This is a genomic window from Paenibacillus solisilvae (genome assembly GCF_042656405.1).
GTDB lineage: Bacteria > Bacillota > Bacilli > Paenibacillales > Paenibacillaceae > Paenibacillus_Z > Paenibacillus_Z solisilvae.
The window spans coordinates 1-24,852 of the sequence record NZ_JBHSOW010000008.1; the positions used below are offsets into that span (position 1 = coordinate 1).

General features: G+C 47.7%; 19 protein-coding genes and 1 pseudogene. 9 read left to right on the plus strand and 11 right to left on the minus strand.

All coding sequences use genetic code 11. From position 1 onward, the window contains the following. Window positions 1-151 precede the first annotated feature (151 nt). From ACFPYJ_RS01805 to ACFPYJ_RS01855, 11 genes and pseudogenes are all read right to left on the minus strand, one after another. Window positions 152-790: an HD domain-containing protein gene (locus ACFPYJ_RS01805; RefSeq protein WP_379186334.1), complete on the minus strand. Its 639-nt coding sequence runs from the start codon at window positions 788-790 to the stop codon at window positions 152-154. A gap of 69 nt (window positions 791-859) precedes the next feature. After that, window positions 860-1,045, minus strand: a pseudogene (locus tag ACFPYJ_RS01810) (sigma factor); the annotation flags it as partial. A gap of 746 nt (window positions 1,046-1,791) precedes the next feature. Further along, window positions 1,792-2,883 (minus strand): GerAB/ArcD/ProY family transporter, encoded by a 1,092-nt coding sequence (locus ACFPYJ_RS01815; protein WP_379186335.1) that lies wholly within the window; start codon window positions 2,881-2,883, stop codon window positions 1,792-1,794. A gap of 29 nt (window positions 2,884-2,912) precedes the next feature. Then, window positions 2,913-3,134 carry a hypothetical protein gene (locus tag ACFPYJ_RS01820; protein ID WP_379186336.1) on the minus strand — a complete coding sequence of 74 codons (222 nt, stop codon included), beginning with the start codon at window positions 3,132-3,134 and terminating at the stop codon, window positions 2,913-2,915. Between the two features lies 1 nt (window position 3,135). After that, window positions 3,136-4,344, minus strand: coding sequence for a Ger(x)C family spore germination protein (locus ACFPYJ_RS01825; RefSeq protein ID WP_379186408.1), 1,209 nt, complete (start codon window positions 4,342-4,344; stop codon window positions 3,136-3,138). 61 nt (window positions 4,345-4,405) lie between these two features. Continuing rightward, on the minus strand, window positions 4,406-5,914 hold the full coding sequence (locus ACFPYJ_RS01830) for a spore germination protein (RefSeq protein ID WP_379186337.1): 1,509 nt from the start codon (window positions 5,912-5,914) through the stop codon (window positions 4,406-4,408). A 118-nt stretch (window positions 5,915-6,032) separates the two neighbouring features. Continuing rightward, the gene (locus tag ACFPYJ_RS01835) at window positions 6,033-7,127 is read right to left on the minus strand and encodes a GerAB/ArcD/ProY family transporter (RefSeq protein ID WP_379186338.1); all 1,095 of its coding nucleotides are present in this window, start codon (window positions 7,125-7,127) and stop codon (window positions 6,033-6,035) included. A 3-nt stretch (window positions 7,128-7,130) separates the two neighbouring features. Further along, complete coding sequence (locus ACFPYJ_RS01840; protein ID WP_379186339.1) at window positions 7,131-7,364, minus strand: hypothetical protein; 234 nt, start codon at window positions 7,362-7,364, stop codon at window positions 7,131-7,133. 10 nt (window positions 7,365-7,374) lie between these two features. Beyond that, window positions 7,375-8,565: a Ger(x)C family spore germination protein gene (locus tag ACFPYJ_RS01845; protein WP_379186340.1), complete on the minus strand. Its 1,191-nt coding sequence runs from the start codon at window positions 8,563-8,565 to the stop codon at window positions 7,375-7,377. Beyond that, window positions 8,562-9,653: a GerAB/ArcD/ProY family transporter gene (locus tag ACFPYJ_RS01850; protein WP_379186341.1), complete on the minus strand. Its 1,092-nt coding sequence runs from the start codon at window positions 9,651-9,653 to the stop codon at window positions 8,562-8,564. The genes ACFPYJ_RS01845 and ACFPYJ_RS01850 overlap by 4 nt, the downstream gene beginning before the upstream one ends. Beyond that, window positions 9,650-11,170 carry a spore germination protein gene (locus ACFPYJ_RS01855; RefSeq protein ID WP_379186342.1) on the minus strand — a complete coding sequence of 507 codons (1,521 nt, stop codon included), beginning with the start codon at window positions 11,168-11,170 and terminating at the stop codon, window positions 9,650-9,652. Before ACFPYJ_RS01855 ends, ACFPYJ_RS01850 begins: the two co-directional genes overlap by 4 nt. Window positions 11,171-11,628: 458 nt before the next feature. Here ACFPYJ_RS01855 and ACFPYJ_RS01860 point away from each other — a divergent pair, with 458 nt between their 5' ends. The 9 genes from ACFPYJ_RS01860 (at window position 11,629) to ACFPYJ_RS01900 (ending at window position 24,844) form a co-directional block, all read left to right on the plus strand. Further along, complete coding sequence (locus ACFPYJ_RS01860; protein ID WP_379186343.1) at window positions 11,629-12,906, plus strand: ABC transporter substrate-binding protein; 1,278 nt, start codon at window positions 11,629-11,631, stop codon at window positions 12,904-12,906. A gap of 236 nt (window positions 12,907-13,142) precedes the next feature. Then, window positions 13,143-13,880 (plus strand): carbohydrate ABC transporter permease, encoded by a 738-nt coding sequence (locus ACFPYJ_RS01865; protein WP_379186344.1) that lies wholly within the window; start codon window positions 13,143-13,145, stop codon window positions 13,878-13,880. A gap of 14 nt (window positions 13,881-13,894) precedes the next feature. Further along, on the plus strand, window positions 13,895-14,710 hold the full coding sequence (locus tag ACFPYJ_RS01870; RefSeq protein ID WP_379186345.1) for a carbohydrate ABC transporter permease: 816 nt from the start codon (window positions 13,895-13,897) through the stop codon (window positions 14,708-14,710). A gap of 53 nt (window positions 14,711-14,763) precedes the next feature. After that, a complete protein-coding gene (locus tag ACFPYJ_RS01875) occupies window positions 14,764-15,783 on the plus strand; it encodes a LacI family DNA-binding transcriptional regulator (protein WP_379186346.1) in 1,020 nt (339 codons plus the stop codon). 37 nt (window positions 15,784-15,820) lie between these two features. Next, window positions 15,821-16,777: a carbohydrate kinase family protein gene (locus ACFPYJ_RS01880; protein WP_379186347.1), complete on the plus strand. Its 957-nt coding sequence runs from the start codon at window positions 15,821-15,823 to the stop codon at window positions 16,775-16,777. Between the two features lie 124 nt (window positions 16,778-16,901). Next, window positions 16,902-19,943, plus strand: coding sequence for a glycoside hydrolase family 2 TIM barrel-domain containing protein (locus ACFPYJ_RS01885; protein ID WP_379186348.1), 3,042 nt, complete (start codon window positions 16,902-16,904; stop codon window positions 19,941-19,943). A 34-nt stretch (window positions 19,944-19,977) separates the two neighbouring features. After that, window positions 19,978-20,919 carry an aldo/keto reductase gene (locus tag ACFPYJ_RS01890; protein WP_379186349.1) on the plus strand — a complete coding sequence of 314 codons (942 nt, stop codon included), beginning with the start codon at window positions 19,978-19,980 and terminating at the stop codon, window positions 20,917-20,919. Beyond that, window positions 20,916-21,668: a sugar phosphate isomerase/epimerase family protein gene (locus ACFPYJ_RS01895; RefSeq protein ID WP_379186350.1), complete on the plus strand. Its 753-nt coding sequence runs from the start codon at window positions 20,916-20,918 to the stop codon at window positions 21,666-21,668. The genes ACFPYJ_RS01890 and ACFPYJ_RS01895 overlap by 4 nt, the downstream gene beginning before the upstream one ends. A gap of 32 nt (window positions 21,669-21,700) precedes the next feature. Further along, window positions 21,701-24,844, plus strand: a complete 3,144-nt coding sequence (locus tag ACFPYJ_RS01900; RefSeq protein ID WP_379186351.1) for an alpha-mannosidase — start codon at window positions 21,701-21,703, stop codon at window positions 24,842-24,844. The last annotated feature ends 8 nt before the right edge of the window (window positions 24,845-24,852 follow it).

Below are 24,852 nucleotides of genomic sequence, written 5' to 3' on the forward strand. Positions count from 1 at the left end.
GTACAGGACTAAGGCCGCCTAATTGCCTTTATTTATTTGTACTGTCTACTTGACGGGGTGCAGTTCAGTCTTAGACTGCTGCTGTTTACTGAACAAAAGTACCCGTTAGCATCATGCCGCCAGAGTAAAGGCAACCGATCATTCAAGTCAATTACTCATCCCATTTGGAATGAAGTACATGATGGCAAAAGTTGGGGCGCTTATATCCCGGAAGAAGCAGTTCGCATACGTCGGCGTTAATCGTTCCATATGTTGTTTCCGGTTTGTGTTTGAAGCCTTCCAAGAATGCATGTAAGATGTTGTGTTTGAACCGGTTGCGAGGAAAAGCCTCGACGACTTGCTGCCGCGCTTCTGCTGAGATAAGATCGAAGTTCTTCCCGACCACATCATAACCGACGCCAAAATTCATAAGCGCCGCTTCGGTTTCCTTATACTCGACGATTCCGATGGTTGTATGCAGGGCAACAGCATCCCATACAAGGCGAATGGAATCTTCCGGGACGCCGCGACTTTTAAGAAAATCGCGGGCAGCGTTAGCCCCATCGACCTCAAAGCGTTTGTCCGTGCTTCGGAATGCGGGAGTAAGGCCGAGATCGTGGAAAAGCGAACTGATATAAAGCAATTCAGAATCGTATTTCATTTGATTCAGGTTACCCTTCATAGCCGCGAACAGAAATACCCGGTTCGAGTGGTTCCACGGAAGGTCGTCGCCATGCTCACGCAATAATTCAGCAGCTTCAACGGCTAGTTTACTATCGGGAATCTTTATATCAGCGATTAAATTCGTCATCGATAACTTCCTCCTTAAACTTTGTTTTTAGTTTGTACATCAAAGAAGACAACTGAAGGAACATATTCAGCGATTGGTGACAAGTTTACAAAGATACGCTTTTATATTAACGATTTCACAAGTATTCTGTTGTTGTAATGCTACGAATACGTCCTGAACGATATCTTCGGCGTCCTGAGACAATCCGAGCATCCTGTAGGCGATAGAGAAAAGCAACGGGCGATATTGGTCATAAAGGGCATGGTAATCAAGCATTTCGTCTAGTTCCAATCATTCAGGATTTAAAAGCCTTTGTGTTTGAAGCGAGTAGTATCGCTCACGACTGAGAATAACACGATTCAATATAGAATTCCCAATTTTAAGGTGATTATTTTATAATAAAAACGCAGCCGATCAGATGCAGGCCAAGAATCCGTATGGGAACGCAAGCGGTGAAGGAGGAGTAGTTCAGGTGTATTTCATTGGTAATTTACTTCATAAAAAGGGTGCCTGGCAAAGAATTGTATATATAAAAATTCTCTAATACTACAAATTTCGACATACCCAGCAGAAATAACTTACTATAATCAGGTTATTACCTAAAGGAGAGGAGCGATTCCTATTACTGGAAAGGAAACACCAGTTAAACTTGATGTATTAGAAGTTGCTCAATCCATCGGTCTTGACATCGAACGTATGCTCGAATTTATTTCTAATGAAACAGCCGTTAAGGCTGGGCAACAAACCCCGCCGATTCGCAAGCAGCTTCCTTTCATGTGACGAATATCGTCTGAAGGAAGTACAGTGCTCGAATCAGGAACTGCGTACCTTTCAACTGACACACAGCTCGAGCACGCATTGTCTCCAGGCAGATGTCTACGTACATAAAAGCCCAACATAAAAGGTTTTAAAAAAGCTTGTTCTATCAGGCTTATGGCTGTCGAGAAACCTCGACGGCCATTTTTATTTTCATTTCGTTTAATCCATGACCCACCCAACGATTGGCCGCAGATCGCAGGTATCTACCCTCTAATGGATCTAAGTGAGGATACCGCCAATAACAGCAGCGGGATAAACAGCCCAAAGGTGAGGGCATAAAAAGGCCAAATTTCGGATGCGAAAATTCGAAAATAAACAATATTGGGGTAGACAATAATGGATAATACCGCCAAAATCATTCCGCATGGCACGATAATCGGCCGATAGGAGCTTAAGTTGAAGATCTGGGCCAGCCCTAGTACAGAGGCGTAGAAACAAACGGCAAGCTTGAAAAATATCGTTAAAAACCAAATGATTGCAACCAGCACCTCAATTCGCTGCAGAAATTCGCCGACATGTATCTTTTTAGCTAAGGTATAGCTTGGAAACGTGTGCCTGGAGGTGAAGTCCCAGCCAAGGACAAGAATACAGCAGAGGGTAAGGATTACAATGATGCCGCCGCCAAGGAGCCCGCCTTTGATGAGTGCTTTTCCAACCTTTTTATTTTGCCTGATGTAGGGGTAGAGCATAAGAAATACAACCATTTCTAAATACGGAATGGAAAGAACAGATAAACTGCCATGCAGGATCGACGTCATTTTGGCTTCAAAAACAGGCTGGATTCTATCGAAATCAATCTGCGGAATCAAAAAGGTAATCAAGATAAAAATAAGAAAGATAACCCAAGGAAGAAAAATCTCTGAAGCGCGTCCGATGACTTCTAATCCAAGACTGATACCCATCATGATAACAATCAGAAAGACGAGATGCACAACCTGGATAGGTGTCTCAGGCATGATGATAGTCGTTATAAAATCGCCAACATTGCGAAGAACCAGAGCTGCCAGAAGGAAGAAAAAAGAGAAAAACAGCAGTCCGACGAATTTACCGGCCCACTTTCCGAGGATCCGCTCACAATACTCCATTAATGATTGATTGGGAAATCGAGTCCCTAGGGCGATGTAGATAAGTAAAGGCAAAATGCCAAGCACGATCCCGACTATTGCAGCGATCCATCCATCCTGCTTGGCAACGGATGCAAGCGCTGACGGTACGATTAATATCGTACTCCCCAAACTGAAGAGAATGACTAATATTGTGAACTGACGTATATTGATTTTACCTTTCTCAATCATCCTCCGGCGCCCCCTTTCCATGAGCTGCTCTAGGCAGATAATATCATTCTGCTCATCGGTTTAAATATGGCGGTGATCCAATCTAACGGATTTGGGATCGGAATTTGCAAACCTTGCAGGATGCTTAACAGTAGTCCAAAAGCGATCAGGATGGAAAATACCCACAGCTCTTTATGAAGCTTTTTCTTCAAGAGCAGGGGGAATTCATATCGAATAACAAGAACAGCCGCGATGATCGTTACCAAAAGCACTTTAGGATCCTCCCATTCTCTCGAGGAAGGATTCAACTACGGAGCCGGTACGGCGGATTTTCACACGGACGGTAATATGAACAGGCAGATCGACAAACTCCTGCTCCCAATGATCCTGCAATTGACTCCATACTTTGTAATTGGCACGATGGATGGCTGTTCCAAATCCGAAGATATCGGATTGATACTTCTTTGCTTTACGAACGGCCTGCTGCATCGTTCCTTTGATTTCTGCACGTACTTTTTTCTCAATAATAGAAATGGACCGATCCGTGCCTAATTTCATCATACATTCTACTTCCCCGATGTTGCCCTCCGCGCGGACGCTTACATCTACCTCAGGATGACCGTTTACGATCCTGCCTTTTATTTTATGATGCGTCTTAAGAAGCTCAACGTTGAGATTGCCCCCATCCGGACAACTAACCCGGACGATTGTGCTCTTGATGTTTCCTTGGATGTAGTTATAGCCTTTGCTCTCTTTCGAATTGAGCCATCCAACCAATTTATCTTTACGGAAGACTGCTAGATTTTGATACTCCAACACCGTTGGAGGAGTTGCTGAATCTAAGTTGGCCCGCGTATGTCCCAGCCGGGGATTCCCTTTAATTCGAATGCCTGCCAGCACGGGATCCTTGCCTTTATCGACCAGATCAAATATGAGCTGATGCAAATCGACTTTGGAGCTTGCTCCCCAGCTATTCTCGGTAGTTTCAAGAGAGGAGAACAGTTTATTTGCAGGAATTTTTTCAAGAGGAGTTAAAATCTCTAACACTTCATTAGCAGTCGTATTCTTAGCTACTATGATGTAGAAATCCGTTCTCATTTCATGATCTCTTGAAAGTCCGTCCAGCACCTTGGCGATCCCCTCACGGGCCAGCTCCTCGCCAATGACTAGGATTCGCAAATGAGAGGTATAAATTTTTCTTGGCGTGGACCTTGTCAGCTCCCGAATGGATTCAAAGATGGTTCGCTCAGTCCCTATTTGCAGCGTAACGACAGGCAGCCGCTGACTACCCGCGTTCTTAGCTGCAATTTCACTTGGATTGATTAATTGAACAGATACATGATATCCATCCTTATCCTTATTCTTATCAAAGCCTAATGCCGTCGTAATGGACAGTTCATTGAGCTCTTTTCGATTCCAACAGCCTGTTAATATAAGTATCGCAACGGTAATAAAGGTTATTTGCATGCCTCTTCTTAACATCACCAGTTCATCACCTTTAAGTTCTATTGCAACTTTTTGCAGCTTGTATCATGTATCGATGCTAGCTTTTCGGGTTCGGTTCGGGAATGGAGCTGTTTTGTTCCCGTTTGACATGATTCGGACTTATTAGCCGTGGACGGGTAAATAACGCCCAATGCGGCAGACGGAAGATATTGTCCTTTTGATCCTCCATGATGAATGGCGCAAAGGGGGCCAAGTAGGGAGTACCAAACGAACGTAAGCTGCATAGATGGAGGACCATTGCGATTAAGCCAACGAGTATTCCATACAAACCCAAGGTTGCGGCAAGCATCATAAGAGCGAACCGTATCATTCGAATGGTTATTCCCATGTTGTAGGAAGGAATGACGAAGTTGGATATCGCAGTTATCGATACGATGATTACCATTGCCGGTCCGACCAATCCTGCTTCAACTGCCGCTTGTCCAATAACAAGAGCTCCTACGATGGATACGGCCTGACCGACGGTCTTGGGCATTCGAACGCCGGCTTCCCTCAGAATTTCAAAGGTAACTTCCATCAGAAAAGCCTCGACAAAAGCAGGGAACGGGATTCCCTCTCGCTGGGCTGCAATGTTTATAAGCAAGGATGTGGGTATCATTTCTTGATGAAAAGTCGTTACTGCGATATAGGCAGCAGGTGCAAGCAAGGCAATAAACAGGCACAGGTATCGGAGAAGCCGAAGTATTGAGCCGATATCCGCCCGTTGATAATAGTCCTCCGCGGTTTGGAGAAAATGCGTAAATAACGCAGGTACGAGGAGGACGAAGGGGGTGCCGTCTACGACAATGGCAATGCGCCCTTCCAGAAGTCCAGCTGCAACCACATCCGGCCGTTCTGTATTATAAACAGTTGGAAATGGTGTGTAGGTTTCATCTTGAATCATCTCTTCGATATAGCCGCTCTCCAATATGGCATCCAAATTAATCCGGTCCAAACGTTGACGGACTTCACCCACAACCTGATCGTTCGCGATTCCTTTGATGAACATAAGGGCTACATCAGTTTGGGTAACACGTCCGATTTGTCTGGTTTCCATCCAAAGGTTAGGGTCTTTTATTTTCCTGCGGATTAGAACTGTGTTGGTTCGTAAGGTTTCGGAGAAACCCTCGCGCGGACCTCGGACAACGGACTGGGAAGAGGGTTCTGTAACTCCTCGGTCTTTCCAGTGCGCTGTGCTTGCAGCGATACCCTCTGGACAGCCATCGAGCAGAATAACGGTATCTCCTGATAAAATCATATGGTACAAGGAATCAAAATCCGTTACGCCGGGAATGCCGCCTATTTTGAGAATGCGGTCTTTGATGATGGTTATTGGATTTACTTCCTCCGAAGCTTGGAGAAACACATCCGTTTCTTTGCTGTCTATAAGAAGTGATTCTAATATTTCTTTGGGATTTGCAAGTCCATCCATATAGATTATGGCTGCCTTAATTGGTTTGCTGCTAGACTGAAGGGTGAATCTTCTTATGACTAGGTCAGTGCTGCTGCCAAGACCGATGTTAATGATGCTCAGCGATTCTTCGATATTTGTGTTTAAAGGGTTCATAGCGGAGCTCATCGAATCACCCGACTTCTTTTTGTTCATTGTTTCCATATCGGGTGTGTATTAAAACAAAGGAGCTAATGAATGCTCCCATTAGTCAGGTTTATTCCTTCATTGATCATCAGTTCGTTCCTTTGCTCCTGAACTTCGCAATCCCCCAAAGCAGAAGCGGCATGACTAACATATGGAAGGGGAGAATGAATGGAATCGCGATCTTCTGCGGAAAAAAAACAGAGCTGTCGATAAAGTCACGGGGCAGCAGGGCAAGAATTACAGCAAGAGGTGCCACAACCCACATCATCTTCCTCCAATTGTGAACGCCGCACCACTGAGCTGTACCGTAGGTGCTGATAAAGAAATAAAGAGAGACCTTCACGAAGATGCCGATAATCCAAATGGCAATGACCAAAGAGTCCAGATTTTGTACAAAATCAAAATAGGAGAGATACCGGACCAGATTAAAATAAGGGTAAGTCAATGAGGAACTGGTAGCATGGCCTAGAGTGGACACAATTGCAAAAGAAGCCGCACATGTCAGGATGGCAGCCGTGCCGACCCCCCAAATCGCAGGTTTCATACCCTTCTTAGGATGGGAAACGAACGCAAATACCATCATCAGCAGGACACTATCTCCTAGAAAGGAGGATGTCGGCAGCGACCCTTTCAGTATGGTCATCCATCCCGAGTCCACATATATGGGAAGAATGTTCGTAAAATCCAAATCCTTAATGCTAAGCAGCAGTGGAATCAAAATGGCAAGCAAAACAAACGGACCCAAAATTTCGCTGCAGCGTGCAATCGCTTCTATTCCCGAGGCCGTCACATATACCGCAACCAAGAGCATGCCGAGGATGGGGACAATAAGGGGTGTACGGGGGAGTATAGTGCCCACAATTAATTCCGAATACTGCCGTAGTATGATTGCCAGCACGGAATACCAGAACAGCATATAAAGAAAAACGACTGTTTTACCCAACCACCTTCCTATTATTCGCTCGACATATTCAACAAAGGTTTGATGAGGAAAGATGTTACTCAGACGTGAGGAGACAAAAGCGGTGAATACACCAAATATCCCGGCTGCCGCAGTGGAAATCCAAGCATCCTGCCGCGCAATCTCTATGGCTGGATTGATCGTTAGCAATATGGTCATGCCCACTTGCATCGTAGACATTAACCAAAACAATTGATTCCCGCTAATTCTCATCTTGTTCATGGTTCAGCTTCCTCTATCAAGAAATTTACCGAGCGGGCGGAATATGAAATCCACCAATTGGGTAGGTCCTGGTAAACTCGGAACGATGAATAGCAGGACGGCGATTACCCAGCCAACAGCCAGTATGGTGAGGGATGCCACAATTTCGTTCTTTGGCGCATTCCTCACCTTCACCCAGTGGACAATCGAAAGGATCAAACAAACCGACATCAGTAATGGAAATTCTCCTTTAGTCATTTTTATCCACCTACTTAGGGGAAGTCGGTTCTACGTTTGACAGTCCTGGACGCAGAACTTTCGACTTCGCCGTAACTGTAACGTCGACTGTTGGATAGAGTTCACTCCAGTGATCCTTCATCTTCTCCCACTCTTTTGGATAGGCGCGATGAAAGACACTGGCAAAATCAAAGATATCTGACTTCATTCCCTTCTGGACTCTCTTTAAAGCGAGCTTCACCCGTGACTCAATATCAAAGTTTATGTAAGCTTCAACTTTTTTAAGGGCTTTCTCATCCGATATCAAATTTAACGATGTTTCGTTCTGAAGCGCATCTACCTCTGTATGAATGTCGACCGCCATCTTTAACTCCCCGTTAACAATGGACGGTTTCAGCTTCGTGCTGCTGTTGAGCAGCCGAAAGGATAACTCCCCGCTGCTATTTTTCGGATTTACGGTTATCACCGCGGTCTTCATTTCATTACGCAGCCACAAGGCTCCCCTTGAGATGCTGTCATTAATGCTGCCTGTCATCTTGTCTTTCTTGAAAACCGCGGTTCCTCTAATTAAGCTCATAGCTTTATCTTTCTCAGACTTGGATATGACCGGGTTCAAATATGGCAGTGCAGCATCCCCTGAATCGCTGGTCAGCATAGCAGCCAGCTCCGCTAAGGTAACGCTTATCATGATTTTGCTTTTGGATATTTCCCTTAATACTTCCGATGTATCCCGTTCGAGAATGGATTGTAATTCAAGGGCTTCACTTGCTTTTCCTTTGCTGACATAGATATAAGCCCTCTCTCTAGGCTGCGGCGCTCTCATCAAATAATCGATATCATCCCGAATTCCGTTTTTGGCTGCTGCCTCCCCGAAAATGACAATTTCCGCATGCCCCCAGAACAGCTTTCTTGGAATCTGCTCCTGGAGATTTGCAAGCGCAGCCGCGATGTTCTCACCGGTTGCGGTTCGAACAAATGTATTCTGAGTACCGGATCCGCTTTTTTTTTCCATTCCCACGCCTCCGCCGCCGCCAGAAGCACGCGCGATAAAAATCTGAACCGATAACGCGATTTTTTTTTTGGAATGATAATCGATAGCCGCTCCGGTTATGAGCGCCAAATCATTGACTTCTGTGCGGTCCCAGCATCCAGTCAGAATAACTGCATAGAAGCAAAGGAAGATAGCCAGCACAAGCGGATGGCTTCGGCTCATGCCCTTCATTGTTTCTTCCCCTTTCGAATGGCTGCCAGCACAAGAAGGAGAATAGGCAGCAGGAGCTGGAAAGTCAAGGAGTAAAAGGGTATGGTTGTTTTTAATATTTGTGTGAGCACCCCGAAATTAGGTGCTGCCCAAATACTGAAAAGAACAATGAGAAAGCCAATCGGTAAGATTAAGGACCGGTAGCTCGAGAGCTTCAGGCACTGGGCTGCTGCAAGAACAGATACATAATAGCCGACGGCTACTTTAATGAAAATACCTATTAACCAAACCGACATAAGCAAGGATTCAATATGCTCGAGAAAATCAGCCAATGAGATATAGCGTACAGCTGTGAGAAAAGGGTAGTTTAGGTCTTTGCTCAGCGTTCCGAATATAAACAGCACAGCGAAGTTGATGCTGAGCATGGTCAATACAACTACGCCAAGGCTAATAAGGCTCCATTTCAATGCAGGTTTTCCTTTTTCTTTTAGGATCGGCAGCAGGAATGCGATTAGAAAAAACTGTGAGAACCAGGAGCCGAGTATGAGAGATCCCGCGACAGAAGGGAACAGCCCATGCTCCAATATCGGCTGAATTTGCTTAAGGTGCATATCAGGAGCCATAATGACGAGCATACCGAAAATCACGCAGATTGCAGGAGGCACAAGTACTTGCGCAGAACGGGCAATAACCTCGATACCTGCATGAACCGAATAACCGCATACGGCTGCCATACAAATCATGACGATAATAATCGGTGTTTGCACCAGGAATGTTTCCACAATGAACTCCCCATACTCCCGAAGGACAATGCCGGTGGAGTAGATGAAGGAGATCAGATAGATCAAAGAAAGGGCTCTTCCCATGCAGGGTCCCAGAATCGTATCCACATATTCTACAAACGTATCGTTTGGGAATTTGCAATGTAGCTTATACATCACATAGACGGTCAACAAACCGATTATGGAGGCTAAGAAGGGTGTCATCCACATGTCCCTGCCTGCTGCCTGCATCGTTAAAGAAGGAACGATAAGCGCGGCTGTAGCCAGAATAGTCGGATGCATCAATATGGCCAATTGAAGCGGAGATATTCGACCTTTTTCTATCATGATGGTTCATTCCCTTTAGTCGGTTCTGGCTTATTTCCCGAAGGCTGGCGAATATAGTTGGTTTTCCCTGTCAAGCTGGGTCTTGTCCTCATGGACCAGATTGGAGCCCGGATCAGCACGTCTTTAAGCTCGCTCCCTTTCATCGGTGCAAGCGGCTGGAGATAAGGAACCCCAAGCGAGCGCAGGGAACAAAGATGAATCACGAGTACAATGATGCCCAGCATCAAGCCAAGCAGACCAAGCATTCCTGATAAAAGCATGATTGGAAAGCGCAGCATTCTCAGTGCAATACCTGCGGCATACTGCGGCATCATGAACGACGCGATTCCGGTTATGGCCACAACCATAACCATTGGCGAGGATACGAGTCCGGCAGAAGTGGCGGCTTGTCCAATGACAAGCGCGCCAACGATACTGACGGCTGCGCCGACCTGTTTGGGAAGTCGGACGCCGGCTTCCCGCAATGCCTCGAACGATACTTCCATCAGGAGCGCTTCGACAAGCGCAGGGAACGGAATATCTTCTCTTGATTTTGCAATGCTAAGAAGCAGCGATGTCGGTACCATTTCTTGATGAAAAGTCAGAATTGCAACATACAAGGAAGGCAGAACCAAACTAATCACAAAGAAAAAGTAGCGAAGCCACCGGATGAGCGAACCGATAACGAACCTTTGGTAATAATCCTCGGGTGACTGCAGGAGATTGAATAAGGTTGCCGGAGCGATCAGGGCGAACGGAGTTCCATCCACTAAGATGGATACCCGTCCTTCCAGGAGTGAAGCACTTACCACATCCGGCCGCTCGGTCGCTTGAATTTGGGGGAAGGGAGAGAATGGATTGTCCTCAATTAATCCCTCAATATAACCGCTCTCCAGAATACCGTCGATATCGATGCGCTCTATCCGTTCCTGTACCTCTGTAATAAGCGATGGGTTGGCGATTCCCTCCATGTATACGATGAGCACTTCCGTGCGGGTATGCCTTCCAGTCTGAAAAGGAATCATTTTCAATGATGGACTTTTGATTTTTCGCCGCAGCATAGAGGTGTTTACGCTGATCGTCTCTGTGAATCCTTCCCGCGGACCTCGGACGAGCGATTCCGCAGTCGGTTCCTCAATGTTGCGTTTTTCCCACGTGCCAAGACCTAAAGAATACCCGATTGCAAAACCGTCAATGAATAGAATCACATTGCCGCTGGAGAGCTTTGATACGGCCTCGGAGATCATCTTTATTTCACTGTATTTCACGATAGAGATGAGAGAAGCCAGTCTTTCATTGAGGAGGGAGCCATCATCTTCAGGTTGTACGACAGATAATGGGGACAGCACATTCCGATGAAGGGAATCGAGATTCACCATGCCGTCGATATAGACAAGGAATGCCTCTGTCTTTGCGCCGATACTAAAGGAGCGAAATATGACATCCTGACAGTTGTTATACAAGTTAGTAAGGATTTTATGATTCCCATCCAGAGAGGAGGAAACAGCTTCCTGCGAGTCCGTAGGCATGGAATTCATGATGAAAGGCTCCTTGTTCGTAATAAGTTTCATTTTTTCCATGTATGCCGGCCATTAAACTCACCGGGCACGAATGAAATCGGATTCAAGGCTCCCAGCGCGGCAGGGTGCAGGTTGAAAATATCACCTGTAAGCGGATTAATGAGAAATGCCTAATTGCTATTGTCAAACGCCATTGAAGAGATTATACTGAACTCAGTTCATATGGAATCGATTCCAGAACAACATCTAGCAATCTGGAATAGCTTTCAGCTATCAATATGGTATCGGTACCATATCCAAATATGGAATCGATTCCAGATAATAATCCCGAATGAATTAGGCGGTGGTAGAAGAGGTTTGTTTGCATCGACATGAACAGGATTAGTATGGGAATACTTAATCGTATGATGATCAGGATTAGCCGGATATTTACGCAATTTCAACTTTTTCGAATTCAGAATTGGGGGAACACAACAATGAAATTCAAAGCCTTGTCCAGCGCTCTGCTAGCCTTATGCTTTATTCTCGTCGTAACGGCTTGCGGTCAAAGCAAAACGAACAACACGGGTGGAAATGGAAGCGCTGCAGATCAAAAAATTACCTTGAGGCTGTGGTACTGGAATGGTGCGGTCTCCGATTCGACAATTGTGGCTGCGAAGAAGAAATTTCCAGAAATTAATTTACAGGCAGAGAAGCTTCCATCCGGAGGCGACTACCTGACCAAATTGAAAACGACGATTGCCGGCGGCGGAAGCGGTCCTGATATTGTTGCGATGGACAGCTGGATTTCATCCATGCTGGCATATAAGGATAAATTCCTAAACTTATATGATCAAGGAGCCCGAGATATTCAGCCCCAATATTTGGACTGGAAGTGGAAAATGGCAGCGACCAGCGATGATAAATATTTGATCGGTTTGCCGATTGACGTTGCACCGGTTGTCTTGTATTACCGGAGTGATTTGTTCGCGAAAGCAGGAGTGCCGAGCACGGCTGACGCTATTAAGAGCCAAGTGAAAACCTGGGATGATTATTTCAAGCTCCTGAAGCAGGTAAAGGATTCAACAGGCACACAATCCGGTACGATCGTGGATATCTTCCGAAGCCTGATTGGTCAAAACAGCAAAAGTTTCTTTGATCAGGATGGTACTTACATCGGGGATCAAGCCCATATAAAAAGTGCTTGGGATGCATCGGTAAAAGCTTATCAAGAAGGATTAACGTTCCCATTCTCAAATGATTCCGAGAAAAATGCAGCTATTAATAACGGTAAAGTTTCTTCATTTACCGGGGCTTCATGGGCGGTGGGCGATCTAATCAGCGCAGCGCCAGGCACGAAGGGAAAATGGAATATTGCTTATCCGCCGGGCGGCGTGGGCAATCAAGGCGGGTCATTCCTCGGAGTCTTGAAATCCTCCGAGCATCCGAAGGAAGCGTATGAGCTTATCAAATTCCTGGTCAGCCCAGAGAACTTAATGACCGGCTACAAAGAATTCGGCAATTATCCGTCTACGCCTGAAATTTACTCTAAACCGGAAATGGTGAACAAGAATGAATTTTTCGGCGGTCAAGATCTGAGCCCGGTATTTGCCGATGCGGCAAAAGACGTAAAAGTCGCACATACGGACTCCAGAGACGATATGGTCGCAAACGTCATTGTAGAGGCACTCGGATTCGTAGATACCAAGAAGGAAGATCCGGAGAAGGCATGGACGGACGCGCAGGAAAAAATTAAACGCCAGCTTTCGCGCTAAGTGAATTCCGCCCGGAACCGGGAATCAAATAAAGGATGAGGCGGGCATGCAGATTGAAGCCTGCCTCATCGAATTCGTGGAGGAGTAATATGGGAGGCCTTTTAAAAGACATTTACAAGAGCAGGATGCTTTATCTGTTTATTTCTCCTTTTTATATCTTGTTCCTTATCTTTTCTGTCTTTCCTATTTTCTTTTCGATTTACCTTTCCGTACATAAATGGGATGGAATCGGAGAGATGCAGTCAGTAGGGTTTAATAACTTTGTATATATGTTTAAGGATCCGAGCTTCTGGCAGGTACTAATCAACAATGTCGCGATTTGGTTATTGGCTAACGGACCTATGCTCGTTATTGCGCTGGTCGTTGCCTTTGTAATCAATATGTCGATCGTGAAATTCAAGGGAATCTTCCGAATTGCCTATTTCCTTCCGAATATTACAGCTATGGTAGCTGTTGTTATTATTTTTCAATCGATGTTTGGCAACGAGTATGGTTTGATCAACTATTTTCTAGAGAAGCTTGGCTTGGACAAAATCGCGTGGTTCAATTCCAGCGCCGGTGTCAGAGTTGTCATCGCCGCCATGATCGGGTGGAGATATATGGGCTACAATGCGGTTATTTTTCTATCCGGCCTGCAGAGGATTCCCAAAGACCTGTACGAGGCAGCGAATCTCGATGGTGCAACCACATTTCAGACCTTTACGAAAATTACGATACCTATGCTCAGACCCATCATCTTATTCTCCGTCATGATGTCTACGATCGGCGGATTTCAAATTTTTACGGAGCCACAGGTGTTAGCAGGGAATCAGTCTCCATATCCAGGCTCGGATACGATCGTTCTCTATATGTTCCGGGAAGGTTTTATTTATCAGAACTATGGATACGCGGCGGCTGTATCTTGGGTATTGTTCATTATAATCGGAATAATATCCGTATTAAACTGGAAGCTCTTCAACAGATCGGATGATTAAGGAGCATAGATAAGATGACTTCAAAAAAAATAGCCGTGCATGCTTTTTTGTTAATGGGTGTCGTATTATCCATTTTCCCCTTTTACTGGCTTGTCGTCATGTCGACGAATGAAACGAGCGCCATTTTTGCTTTTCCGCCGAAGTTGACATTCGGCAGCTATTTCATGACTAACTTCAACCATGTGATGGAAAATATCAATTTTACTCGGGCATTCTTCAATACGTTGTTTATTGCTGTATCGAGTACGGTGCTTCAGTTATTTTTCAATTCTTTGACCGGATTTACGTTCGCGAAATTCAAATTTCCAGGCTCCAAAGTGCTCTTCTATTTAATGATTGCAACGATGATGATTCCCGCTCAGATGCTGCTTGTACCGCAATTTATTATCATTAAGGAATTCGGCTGGCTGGGCAGCTATAAAGCGCTCATTGTACCGAGTATGGCAAGCGCGTTCGGGATATTCTGGATTAGGCAGTATGCACTGGCTATTCATGAAGATTTGCTGGAAGCCGCCCGCATCGACGGGTGCAGCAAATTTGGACTTTATTGGCGGATTGCGCTGCCGATCCTTAGGCCTGCGCTTGCATTTCTGGCGATCACGACGTTCATGGGCGTTTGGGAAGATTATTTGTGGCCTTTGATCGTATTGACGGACACCTCCAAATTCACATTGATGCTGGCATTGCAGCAGTTAAAATCCGTTCATACCGCCGATTATTCGATGGTCATGACAGGTACGCTCATGGCTACCGTTCCGCTGATCATCTTCTTCTTATTGGTCAGCCGGCAGTTCATAGCGGGCATCATGGAAGGTGCGGTTAAAAGCTAACGTTCGAAGGGCAGAGATAGGGCTTTAGATATTCAGAAGGCAGGGTGACAATAATGGCGCCGAAGATTAAGGATGTCGCTAAGCAAGCGGGCGTTTCCGTAACGACGGTTTCGAGGGTGTTAAACGGCGAGAAATATGTTAAAGACGATCTGAAGGCCAGAGTTAAACGGGCCATTGACGAGCTCGGATACACGCCTAGTCATATCGCCAGAAGTCTTGTGCTGAAGAAAACGAATCTTATTGGCGTAATCGTTCCGGACATTACGTCGAGCTTTTACTCTACGATTCTAAGTACAATCGAGAGAACGGCAAGTCTCAATGACTATAATCTGATGGTATGCAATATTCTCGAGGATACCGATAAAGAGCTCAAATACCTGCAGATATTCAAGCAGATGCGTGTCGACGGCATCATTATCATGCATGAAAAGTTTAGTGAGGAAATTCGCGAATTGATTCAAAGCCTGGATATTCCATTCTTATTCTCCAGCGTTAAACCGGCTGATCAACAATTTGTATCCGTCATTATTGACGATTATGCGGCAGCCTATGATGCGACTCGCCATTTGATCGGACTCGGCCATTCGCGGATCGGGTTTATCGGCGGGGACATGAGAGATGTGACCTCCGGACAAAACCGGTATCTCGGGTACAGCAATGCGCTGTCTGATTGCGGGATTAAAGTTGAAGATGATTATATCCGGTTTGGCGATTATAAGACGCAAAGCGGGTACGATTTAATGAAGGAAATATTGGCGAATGAGACGCGGCCTACTGCTGTTTTTGCGGTCAGTGACGACATGGCGGTTGGAGCTATGAACGGCATTCATGACTGTGGTCTTAAAGTTCCGGATGATCTGTCCGTCATCGGATTTGACGGAAGCCAGCTGACAGAGCAGGTACGTCCGCGCTTATCCTCCATGGAGCAGCCTATTTTGGAGATGGGTAAAGTGACCGTCGATAAGCTGCTCCGAATGATTGCAGGTAATGAAGAAGAACCGTTAAACGACGTTATTTTAAAGCATAAGCTTGTAGTACGTGATAGCTGTAAGGCTTATAGAGATCACTCATAAACGAAATTATATTGTGATTGGAAGAGGGAGAAGCAGGTTGGAAACATTCGACGCAGTTGTCATCGGGGATGCTAACATTGATCTTGTGGTAGTGGGGTGCGATCAAGTTCCAGAGCCCGGTCAGGAAGTTTTTGTGGACAGCATGATGATGCATTTAGGCGGGGGGGCCGCGCTTTTCTCGGTCTCTTTGGCCAAGCTCGGTCTGCATGTGGCTTTTAACGGGGTTTTAGGGGATGACGGCAATGGAAGATTTATCAAAGAACGTTTCGCCGCTCATGGTATCGATACCAGAATGATTCAAACGAGCCGGGTTCATCATACAGGAATTTCGATTGCATTTAATCCCGATACGGACCGGTCCTTCATTACCTATGCGGGATCGAATTTGGAACTGCAGGTGGATCAGCTGGACCTTGATCAAATCGCCCAAAGCAAGCATGTTCACGTGACAGGGTACAAAGGAAGACGGAATCATGAGCAGTACACGGCACTAGCCAAATCGCTGAAAGAAAAAGGAATCACCTTGTCCTGCGATGTAGGCTGGGATGACTCGGGGGAATGGGACAGCTGCTTGTTCGACTTCATGCGGTATTTCGATGTTTTTCTCATGAATGAGACCGAAGCTCTTCATTATACAGGACTTGAGAATGTGGAAGAGAGCCTCCGTTATATGACTGATTACTGCAATCAGGTTGTAGTCAAACTAGGCTCAAACGGAGCTGCTGCCATGAAAAACGGAATGCTGACCCGCCATCCGGCCTATCAGGTTGAAGCTGTCGATACGACCGGTGCGGGGGATTCCTTTAACGCGGGTTATCTCTACGGCTATTTGTCAGGCATGGATGTAGAAACAAGCCTTCGATACGGTAACGCATGCGGCGCTCTTTCCGTTGGCGCATATGGAGGAAGTACAGGAACGCCGAACCTTGAAGGATTGAAAGCTTTCATTCTTCAGCGCGAGAAAGATTTGACCGTATCGGAATCTGCTAAATGAAGAGGAGACACGAGAGTCCGTGGTTTGCCTGGGCTAACAGTCTATTCGGTGAATTGATTTACGGCTTGATGAAAAAACGGGTACTTTGATTGATGATTCGCTTTAACGTAAAGGAGCGGTTTCGATGATTCAAATCAACAAATATTGGGAGGATCTGAACGTTCTTCAGGTGAATAGGCAGGCACCCCGAGCCTATTACATTCCCTATGCGGATGAGCAGTCGGCGAAATCCGGAAGACGGGGTCAATCCCCGTATTACCAAACCTTGAACGGAAACTGGAAATTTCAATATCACCGTACCGTCCATGACGTGGTGGAACCCTTCTACGAGGAAGATGCGGATGTCAGCGCCTGGGACGAATTAATTGTTCCGTCCTGCTGGCAGGTGAAAGGCTATGACCAGCTTCATTATACGAATCTTAATTATCCTTTCCCATGTGATCCTCCTTATGTACCGGAAGATAATCCGGCTGGGCTTTATGTGAGGGAGTTCAACGTTTCGAAGCCGATGCCGGGCAAAGAACGGTATATCGTCTTTGAAGGCGTTAACGCTTGCTTCTACTTCTGGGTAAACGGGAAGTTTGCCGGTTACAGCCAGGGCAGCCGGATGCCGGCGGAATTCGAAGTATCCTCTCTTCTTCGGGAAGGGAAGAACCGTGTCGCCGTCATGGTGCTCAAATGGTGCGACGGCTCCTATCTGGAGGACCAGGATCTATGGCGGTACTCCGGCATATTCCGGGATGTATACCTGCTTGAGCGCGATGCCACCCATGTCCGGGATGTATGGAATAAACAGACTTTCCAAGACGGCTTCCGCAAGGCTGCCTTAGCAGCGGAGATTGAAACAACAGGCCGCCTGGAAATTCGCGCGGAATTGAAAGATGCACAGGGGACTATCGTAGGTTCGATTCAAGAGATTGTGGATGGAAAAGGAACGCTCCAATTCGAATTAAAGGATCCGGTCTTATGGAATGCCGAGAAACCTTACCTGTACCGGCTTTATGTCCACAGCGGCGGAGAAGTTCTTCAGTTCCCGGTAGGATTCAAGCAGGTTGCGATTGAAGCTGGCGTGTTCAAGGTCAATGGGCAAGCCGTCAAGCTCAAAGGCGTAAATCGGCATGACTCCCATCCGGAGCTTGGCCAGACGATTCCGGTTAAGCATATGATCAAAGACCTTATTCTGATGAAGAAGCATAATATCAATACGATCCGCACCTCCCATTATCCGAGTGACTCCAGATTTATGGAGCTGTGCAATGAATACGGCTTTTATGTGATCGATGAAGCCGACTTGGAATGCCATGGAATTGGGAGCGCCGGTGATTTTCAGGATGGGGTGTTCCATAAGCTTTCCCGTGATCCTGCTTGGCAAGCTGCGTTTGTGGACCGGGCCGTTCGAATGGTGGAACGGGACAAGAATCACCCGTGTGTCGTGATGTGGTCACTCGGTAATGAGTCTGGCTACGGGGCCAATCATATCGCGATGGCTGAATGGGTGAGATCGCGTGAAACGTCCATTCCGATTCATTACGAGGGCGCGGCTCCGCATTACGAAGGCAGCTCTCAAGTGGATTGCCTCGATTTGGAGAGCCGCATGTATGCCTCCGTACAGCAAATAGAAGCGTACGCCCGTGACGAGAATCAAAAGAAGCCGTTGTTCTTGTGTGAATACAGCCATGCGATGGGGAACGGTCCCGGCGATTTGTTCGATTATTGGGAGGTGATTTACCGCTATCCGAAGCTGATGGGCGGCTGCGTGTGGGAATGGTCCGATCATGGAATCCAGACGCAAACGGAAGACGGAACGCCTTTTTATGCTTATGGAGGAGATTTCGGAGATACGCCTAATGATGGGAATTTCTGCATCGACGGGCTTGTTACGCCTGACCGGAAGCCTCATACCGGACTGCTCGAGCTTAAGAAGATCATTGCTCCTATTCGTATCGAGGAAGAGAACCTGCCAATCGGGGAAATTAAGGTGACGAACTTATACGACTTTATCGATCTCTCCCATATCGGCGTGTTCTGGAAATTAGAAGAGGATGGCAGGATGATTCACCAAGGACAGCTGGAGTCCATCAAGGCCGGACCTCACAGCTCTCAGATTGTGAGCCTTCCTTACCTGGTGCCGGAGGCGGCGTCCGGACATTATGTTCTCACCTTGTCTTGTTGGTTGAAAGAAGAAACAGTCTGGGCGGAAGCCGGACATGAAATCACCTTCGAGCAGTTCGAATGGACAGCCGGATTGAAGAATGAGCCTGAACCTGAAGTGATGCCGAAGGGGACAACTTCTGTTCAAGCCGAGCAGAAGGGGCAGCTGCTCATGGTGGAAGGCTTTGATTTCGCTCATGTGTTCAACCTGCAAGACGGCACCCTGCAGCGGTTATCCAGGCATGGAGTGGAGATGCTTGCAGCTCCTGCCCAATTCTCGATCTGGCGTGCGCCGACGGACAATGATATGCATGTGAAGGAAAAATGGCTCGAGGAAGGTTACGACCGTGCGCTCATGAAAGTGTACCAATGCGGGTGGGAACAAACCCAGGATGGCGCAATTGAAATCCGAAGCCGGTTTTCAATAGGTGCTGTAAGCCGGTTTACCATCCTTCGGGGTGAAGCGTGCTGGAAGGTGAACCGGAATGGAGCGGTCGATCTCTTGGTGACAACCAAGATTCAGAATGAGCGTCAGTTTCCGTATCTCCCCCGGTTCGGACTCCGGCTATCCATGCCGCAGGGGATGGAAGAAGTGGAATACTCCGGTTTCGGACCGCATGAGAGCTACATCGACAAACGCCAAAGCGTCCGAAGAGGACGGTTCCTGACGACCGTTGACGAGATGTTCGAGAACTATATCATGCCTCAAGAGAACGGAGCGAGATATGGTACGCAGTGGGCTGTCGTTTCTAATGAGCAGGGCATGGGCCTTCAATTCTCGGCGCCGGGAGGCTTCTCCTTCCATGCGTCGCATTTTACACCGGAAGATTTGACGAAAGCCGCCCACACATGGGAGCTGGCCAAGCGAAAGGAAACCATCGTTCATTTGGATTATAAGATGAGCGGTGTCGGCTCCAATTCCTGCGGGCCTGAGCTGGCAGAAGCTTACCGGCTGAGCGAGAAGGAATTCCAGTTTGAGCTTAAGTTGAAGCCTGTCTTTAAAGAGGATGAATAATGCTTGTTGCAGCTTGCAAAGAGGAGGATTTAGGATGAAATATATGCAGATTGAAGGAGTAGACAAGCCGATTTCCCGTCTTATCATGGGTACTGGTGATTTAAGGAACTTAGGAGAGTCTGAGCGCAATATGCTGGATGCATTCGTTCAAGCCGGCGGCAATGCGTTTGATACCGCTCATCAATACCGGGGCAGAGAGCAGATTCTGGGACAGTGGCTGGAAGAGAAGAATTTGAGGGAAAAGGTCGTTATTCTCACCAAAGGCGCCCATCATGATGATGGGAGTCCGGGGCCGCGGGTGAATCCGCAGGCGATTAGAAAAGATCTGACGGAAAGCCTGGAAAGGCTGGGCACGGATTACGTCGATTTGTACGCTCTTCACCGCGACGATCCGGATGTAGAGGTTGGGCCGATCATGGAAGAGCTGAACGAGCATCTAAAGGCTAAGCGGATTCGGGCGATCGGCGCTTCGAACTGGTCGCATCAGCGGATCCAGGAAGCCAACCAATACGCGGCTGATCATAAGCTGACAGGGTTTGCCTTCAACAGTCCGAACCTCAGCTTAGCTAAGCCTAACGAACCTAGGTGGGCGGGCTGCGTATCCGCTGACGAACAGACCTGCAGCTGGCATGAGGCGAACCAGCTCCCGCTGCTGTCCTGGTCTGCCCAAGCGGGCGGATTTTTCTCGGGGAACTTTACCCCGGACAATCAGTCGGATCAGGAAATGGTCAGAGTCTATTACAGCAGCAGCAACTGGGAACGTTACAGACGTACTGTTATACTTGCGGAAGAGAAGCAGGTGTCGCCGATACAGCTTGCCTTATCCTATGTTCTTTGCCAGCCTTTCCCGACCAGTGCAATCATCGGGCCGCGTAATCCGGAGGAGCTTGCATCATCGATTCAGTCCATGAATCTGCCGTTAACCGCACAGGAAGTAGAGTGGCTGGATCTAAAAAGGGAGGCGATTGCACAATGATCAAACATCGGTTAGCAGCTCAGCTGTATACATTAAGAAACGAAGTGAAACAGGATTTCGAAGGGGTACTTAGAGAGCTGAGCAAAATGGGATGGGCGGCGGTTCAAATCGACGGTCTGCACGGCAACTCCGCCCGCGATCTGTCGGCTGTCATGAAGGAGCTCGGATTGAAAACCGCAGGCATGCATGTTGGTTTGGAACGGATGAAGCATGATTTGGCCGCGGTATTGGAAGAAGCCGATCTATTCGGAACCAAAGACTTCATCTGCCATTCGCTTCCGGACGGCCTGCAGAACCCGGAAGGATATGCCAGCGTTCGGCAAGATCTGCTCGAAACGGCCTCTAAAGTAAATGGATCCGGTTATCGGGTTGGCTATCATAATCATGATTTTGAATTTCATACGACCATTGACGGGAAATTCGCCCTCGAATATGTACTGGAAGATCCGGCTGTTTATGCGGAAATCGATACCTACTGGGTGATGAAAGCGGGGCAGGACCCGCTTTCGTTCATCCGCAATTACGCGAATCGGATGCCGATCCTTCATTTGAAGGACATGACGGCGGACGGACGGCAAACATTCGCTGAAATCGGAACCGGCCTTATCGATTTTGCTCCGATTCTGCGGTGGGGTTTGGATCATGGCGTTGAATGGTTTGCAGTCGAGCAGGACTACTGCCCGGGAAAACCGATGGACAGCTTAGCTCTCAGTTTGGAAAATTTGCTGAAGCTTGAGAAAACGCTCTAAAGTTGAATTCTCTAGGGAGAGGTGAGGATGACGTGTTATTTACAGAAAAGAAGCTGAGAGCGAGGCTTCACGAGATAAGCGGAACCCGCTATCGCGATGCGATGCCGCTTGTGAGCTTCTCCGCAGCAGAGGACGAGCTTGGGGCAGCAGGAGCAAGGCCGGCGGAAATTTCGCCCACCTTCGAACTGAAAACCGGCGAGACTTGGACAGGCCGCGACCGTTATATTTGGCTCTCCCGCACCGTTGAAGTCCCGCAGGAATGGACCGGTAAAACCATACTGGGACGCTTCGATTTCGGAGAGACGGGCGGAGGCAATAATGACGGCTTCGAATCGCTGCTCTATTGGAACGGGATTCCTTATCAAGGCGTCGATTCCAACCATCAAGAGGTATTTCTGCCGGAGGATGCAGCCGGGACGATCGGAAAGCTGGATATCCGGCTGTGGTCCGGGCTGGATGGGGGCGGCAGGCCGCGCGAGATGAAGCATACCGTTAGACGTGCCGAGCTATGCTGGCTGGATGACAAAATGGATGATTTCTACTATACAGGCAGAGCTGTTCTGGAAACGATTCAAGTTCTGGAGACAGGCAGCCCTGTCCGCATTAATCTAGTCAAAGCACTGGATCGCGCTTTCTTGAAGGTGGATTGGTCCGATCCTGGTTCGGCGGCTTATTATGATTCTGTTTATGAAGCAAGAGAGCTGCTGATTGCTGAACTAGGCCAGTTCGAGAAGCAGCATCCCGTTACGGTTACCTGTGTCGGGCATACGCATATCGACGTTGCCTGGCTGTGGAGGCTGAGGCATACCCGTGAGAAATCGGCCCGTTCATTTTCTACCGTCCTGAGGCTGATGGAACGGTTCCCTGACTATGTGTTTCTGCAGACGCAGCCTCAGCTGTACGCTTATATAAAGGAAGATTACCCGGATATCTATGAGCAAATCCGTGAACGGATCCGCGAAGGGCGCTGGGAGATTGGCGGGGGCATGTGGCTTGAAGCCGACTGCAATCTGACTTCGGGGGAGTCGCTTGTGCGGCAATTCCTGTTCGGTACCCGTTTCATGCGGGAGGAATTCGGCGTGGAGAGCACGTATCTGTGGCTGCCTGATGTATTCGGATACAGCTGGGCGCTGCCGCAAATTTTGCGGAAGTCCGGATTTAAAACGTTCATGACGACCAAAATCAGCTGGAACCAGTTCAATCGAATGCCGCATGACACCTTCAAATGGCGTGGAATCGACGGATCCGAGGTGCTGACGCATTTCATTACAACCCCGGATGATTGGGAAGAAGCCAATAACTTTTTCTATACGTATAACGGCTTGATCTCGCCGGAGACCGTCAAAGGCGCATGGGACGGCTATCAGGACAAAGAAGTGAATCAGGAGCTGCTGCTGTCTTACGGTTATGGAGATGGCGGCGGGGGTGTCAATCGGGAGATGCTGGAGATGCGCCGCCGGTTGGAGACGATGCCGGGACTGCCGAATGTAACGGCCGGGCGGGCGGATGATTATTTTGACCGCCTGCATCAAACCGTTGAAGATACCGACCGCTATGTGCATGTATGGGACGGCGAGCTTTACCTCGAATACCATCGCGGCACTTATACGAGTCAAGCCTATAACAAACGGATGAACCGCAAGCTGGAGCTGCTTTATCGCGAGACAGAGTGGCTGAGCGCGATGGCTGTCCTGCAGAGCGGTAATTGGGGTCATTACCCGCAGGAGCAGCTGAACAGCGGCTGGACGATCATTCTGCGCAATCAGTTCCACGATATTATTCCCGGCTCTTCGATAAAGGAAGTGTATGAGGACAGCCGTGAGGAATATGCACAAGCGATGTCAATCGCCGAGGCGGCATGGAACGGGGCAGCTGCTAGGATTGGCAGCCGTCAGGAAGAAGGCGCCTTGACGGTTCTCAACAGCTCGTCATGGGAGCGAAGCGATTTGCTGGAAATCTCGGGAGCAAACATTCCTCAGGAAAGCGCATGGACGCATCAGGATGGGCGCAGGCTGCAAGCCCAGTATTCGAATGGGCGTTGGCTCGTCGAAACGGCCGAATTGCCTCCACTTGGGATGGCAGCCATTCATTATGCGGCTGATGGCGCTCAGCTTTTCAGCGTAACGGCCGAAACGCCTTTCAAGCTGGAAGGCCGCTTGCTGAAGACGCCTCATTACGAGATTCAGTGGAATGATTCCGGTCAATTGGTCCGTATTTACGATCTGGATTATCGCCGCGATGTTCTTGCCAAAGATTCAATTGGCAATGAACTGCAGGTATTTGAGGACAAACCGCTAAACTTTGAAGCATGGGACATTGATATTTTTTATCAGGAGAAAATGCGGGTAATCTCCGAGCTGCTGTCTGCCGAGCTCGTGGAAATCGGGCCTTTGGCGGCGGTTGTTGAATTCAAGTGGCGGTATGCGAATTCTGAGATTTCACAGCGAATGACTGTGTATACAGGTAGCAGGCGGATTGATTTCCGTACGCATATCAATTGGCAGGAGCATCAACAGCTCTTGAAAGTGGCTTTCCCCGTAGATGTCCGCTCTACCGAGGCCACATATGACATCCAATTCGGAAACGTTAAACGTCCGACACATTGGAATACAAGCTGGGATTATGCAAGATTCGAATCGGTGGGGCATCAATGGGCGGATTTGTCCGAGCGCGGCTGCGGCGTAAGCCTGCTGAATGACTGCAAATACGGCTATGACATCAAGGATAATGTGATCCGTCTCTCGCTGCTCAAATCCGCTGTTAATCCGGATCCGGACGCTGACATCGGAGAGCATGATTTTGTCTATGCTCTTCTTCCGCATGAAGGAGATTGGTATGCGGGCGGAACGGTACAGGAAGCCTGGTCGCTAAATAACCCGTTGACTTGTATCGAAGGCGGGGCTGACCTGCGTTCATTCTCCATGTTCAAGCTGTCTGTTCCAAACGTGATGGTAGATGCAGTCAAAAAGGCAGAGGATGGCAGGCAGCTGGTGCTGCGGATTCACGAGTTTGCAGGACTCCGGACTCAATTCAAGATCGGGAGTGATCAACATATCCTTTCGATAAAGGAATGTGATCTCATGGAAAGGAATATTAGAGAAGAGGATTTTCAAGGTGCTGAAATCGTACTGAAACCTTATGAAATCAAAACTTTTCTTGTGCGTCTTGAAGTCTAGCAATTCAA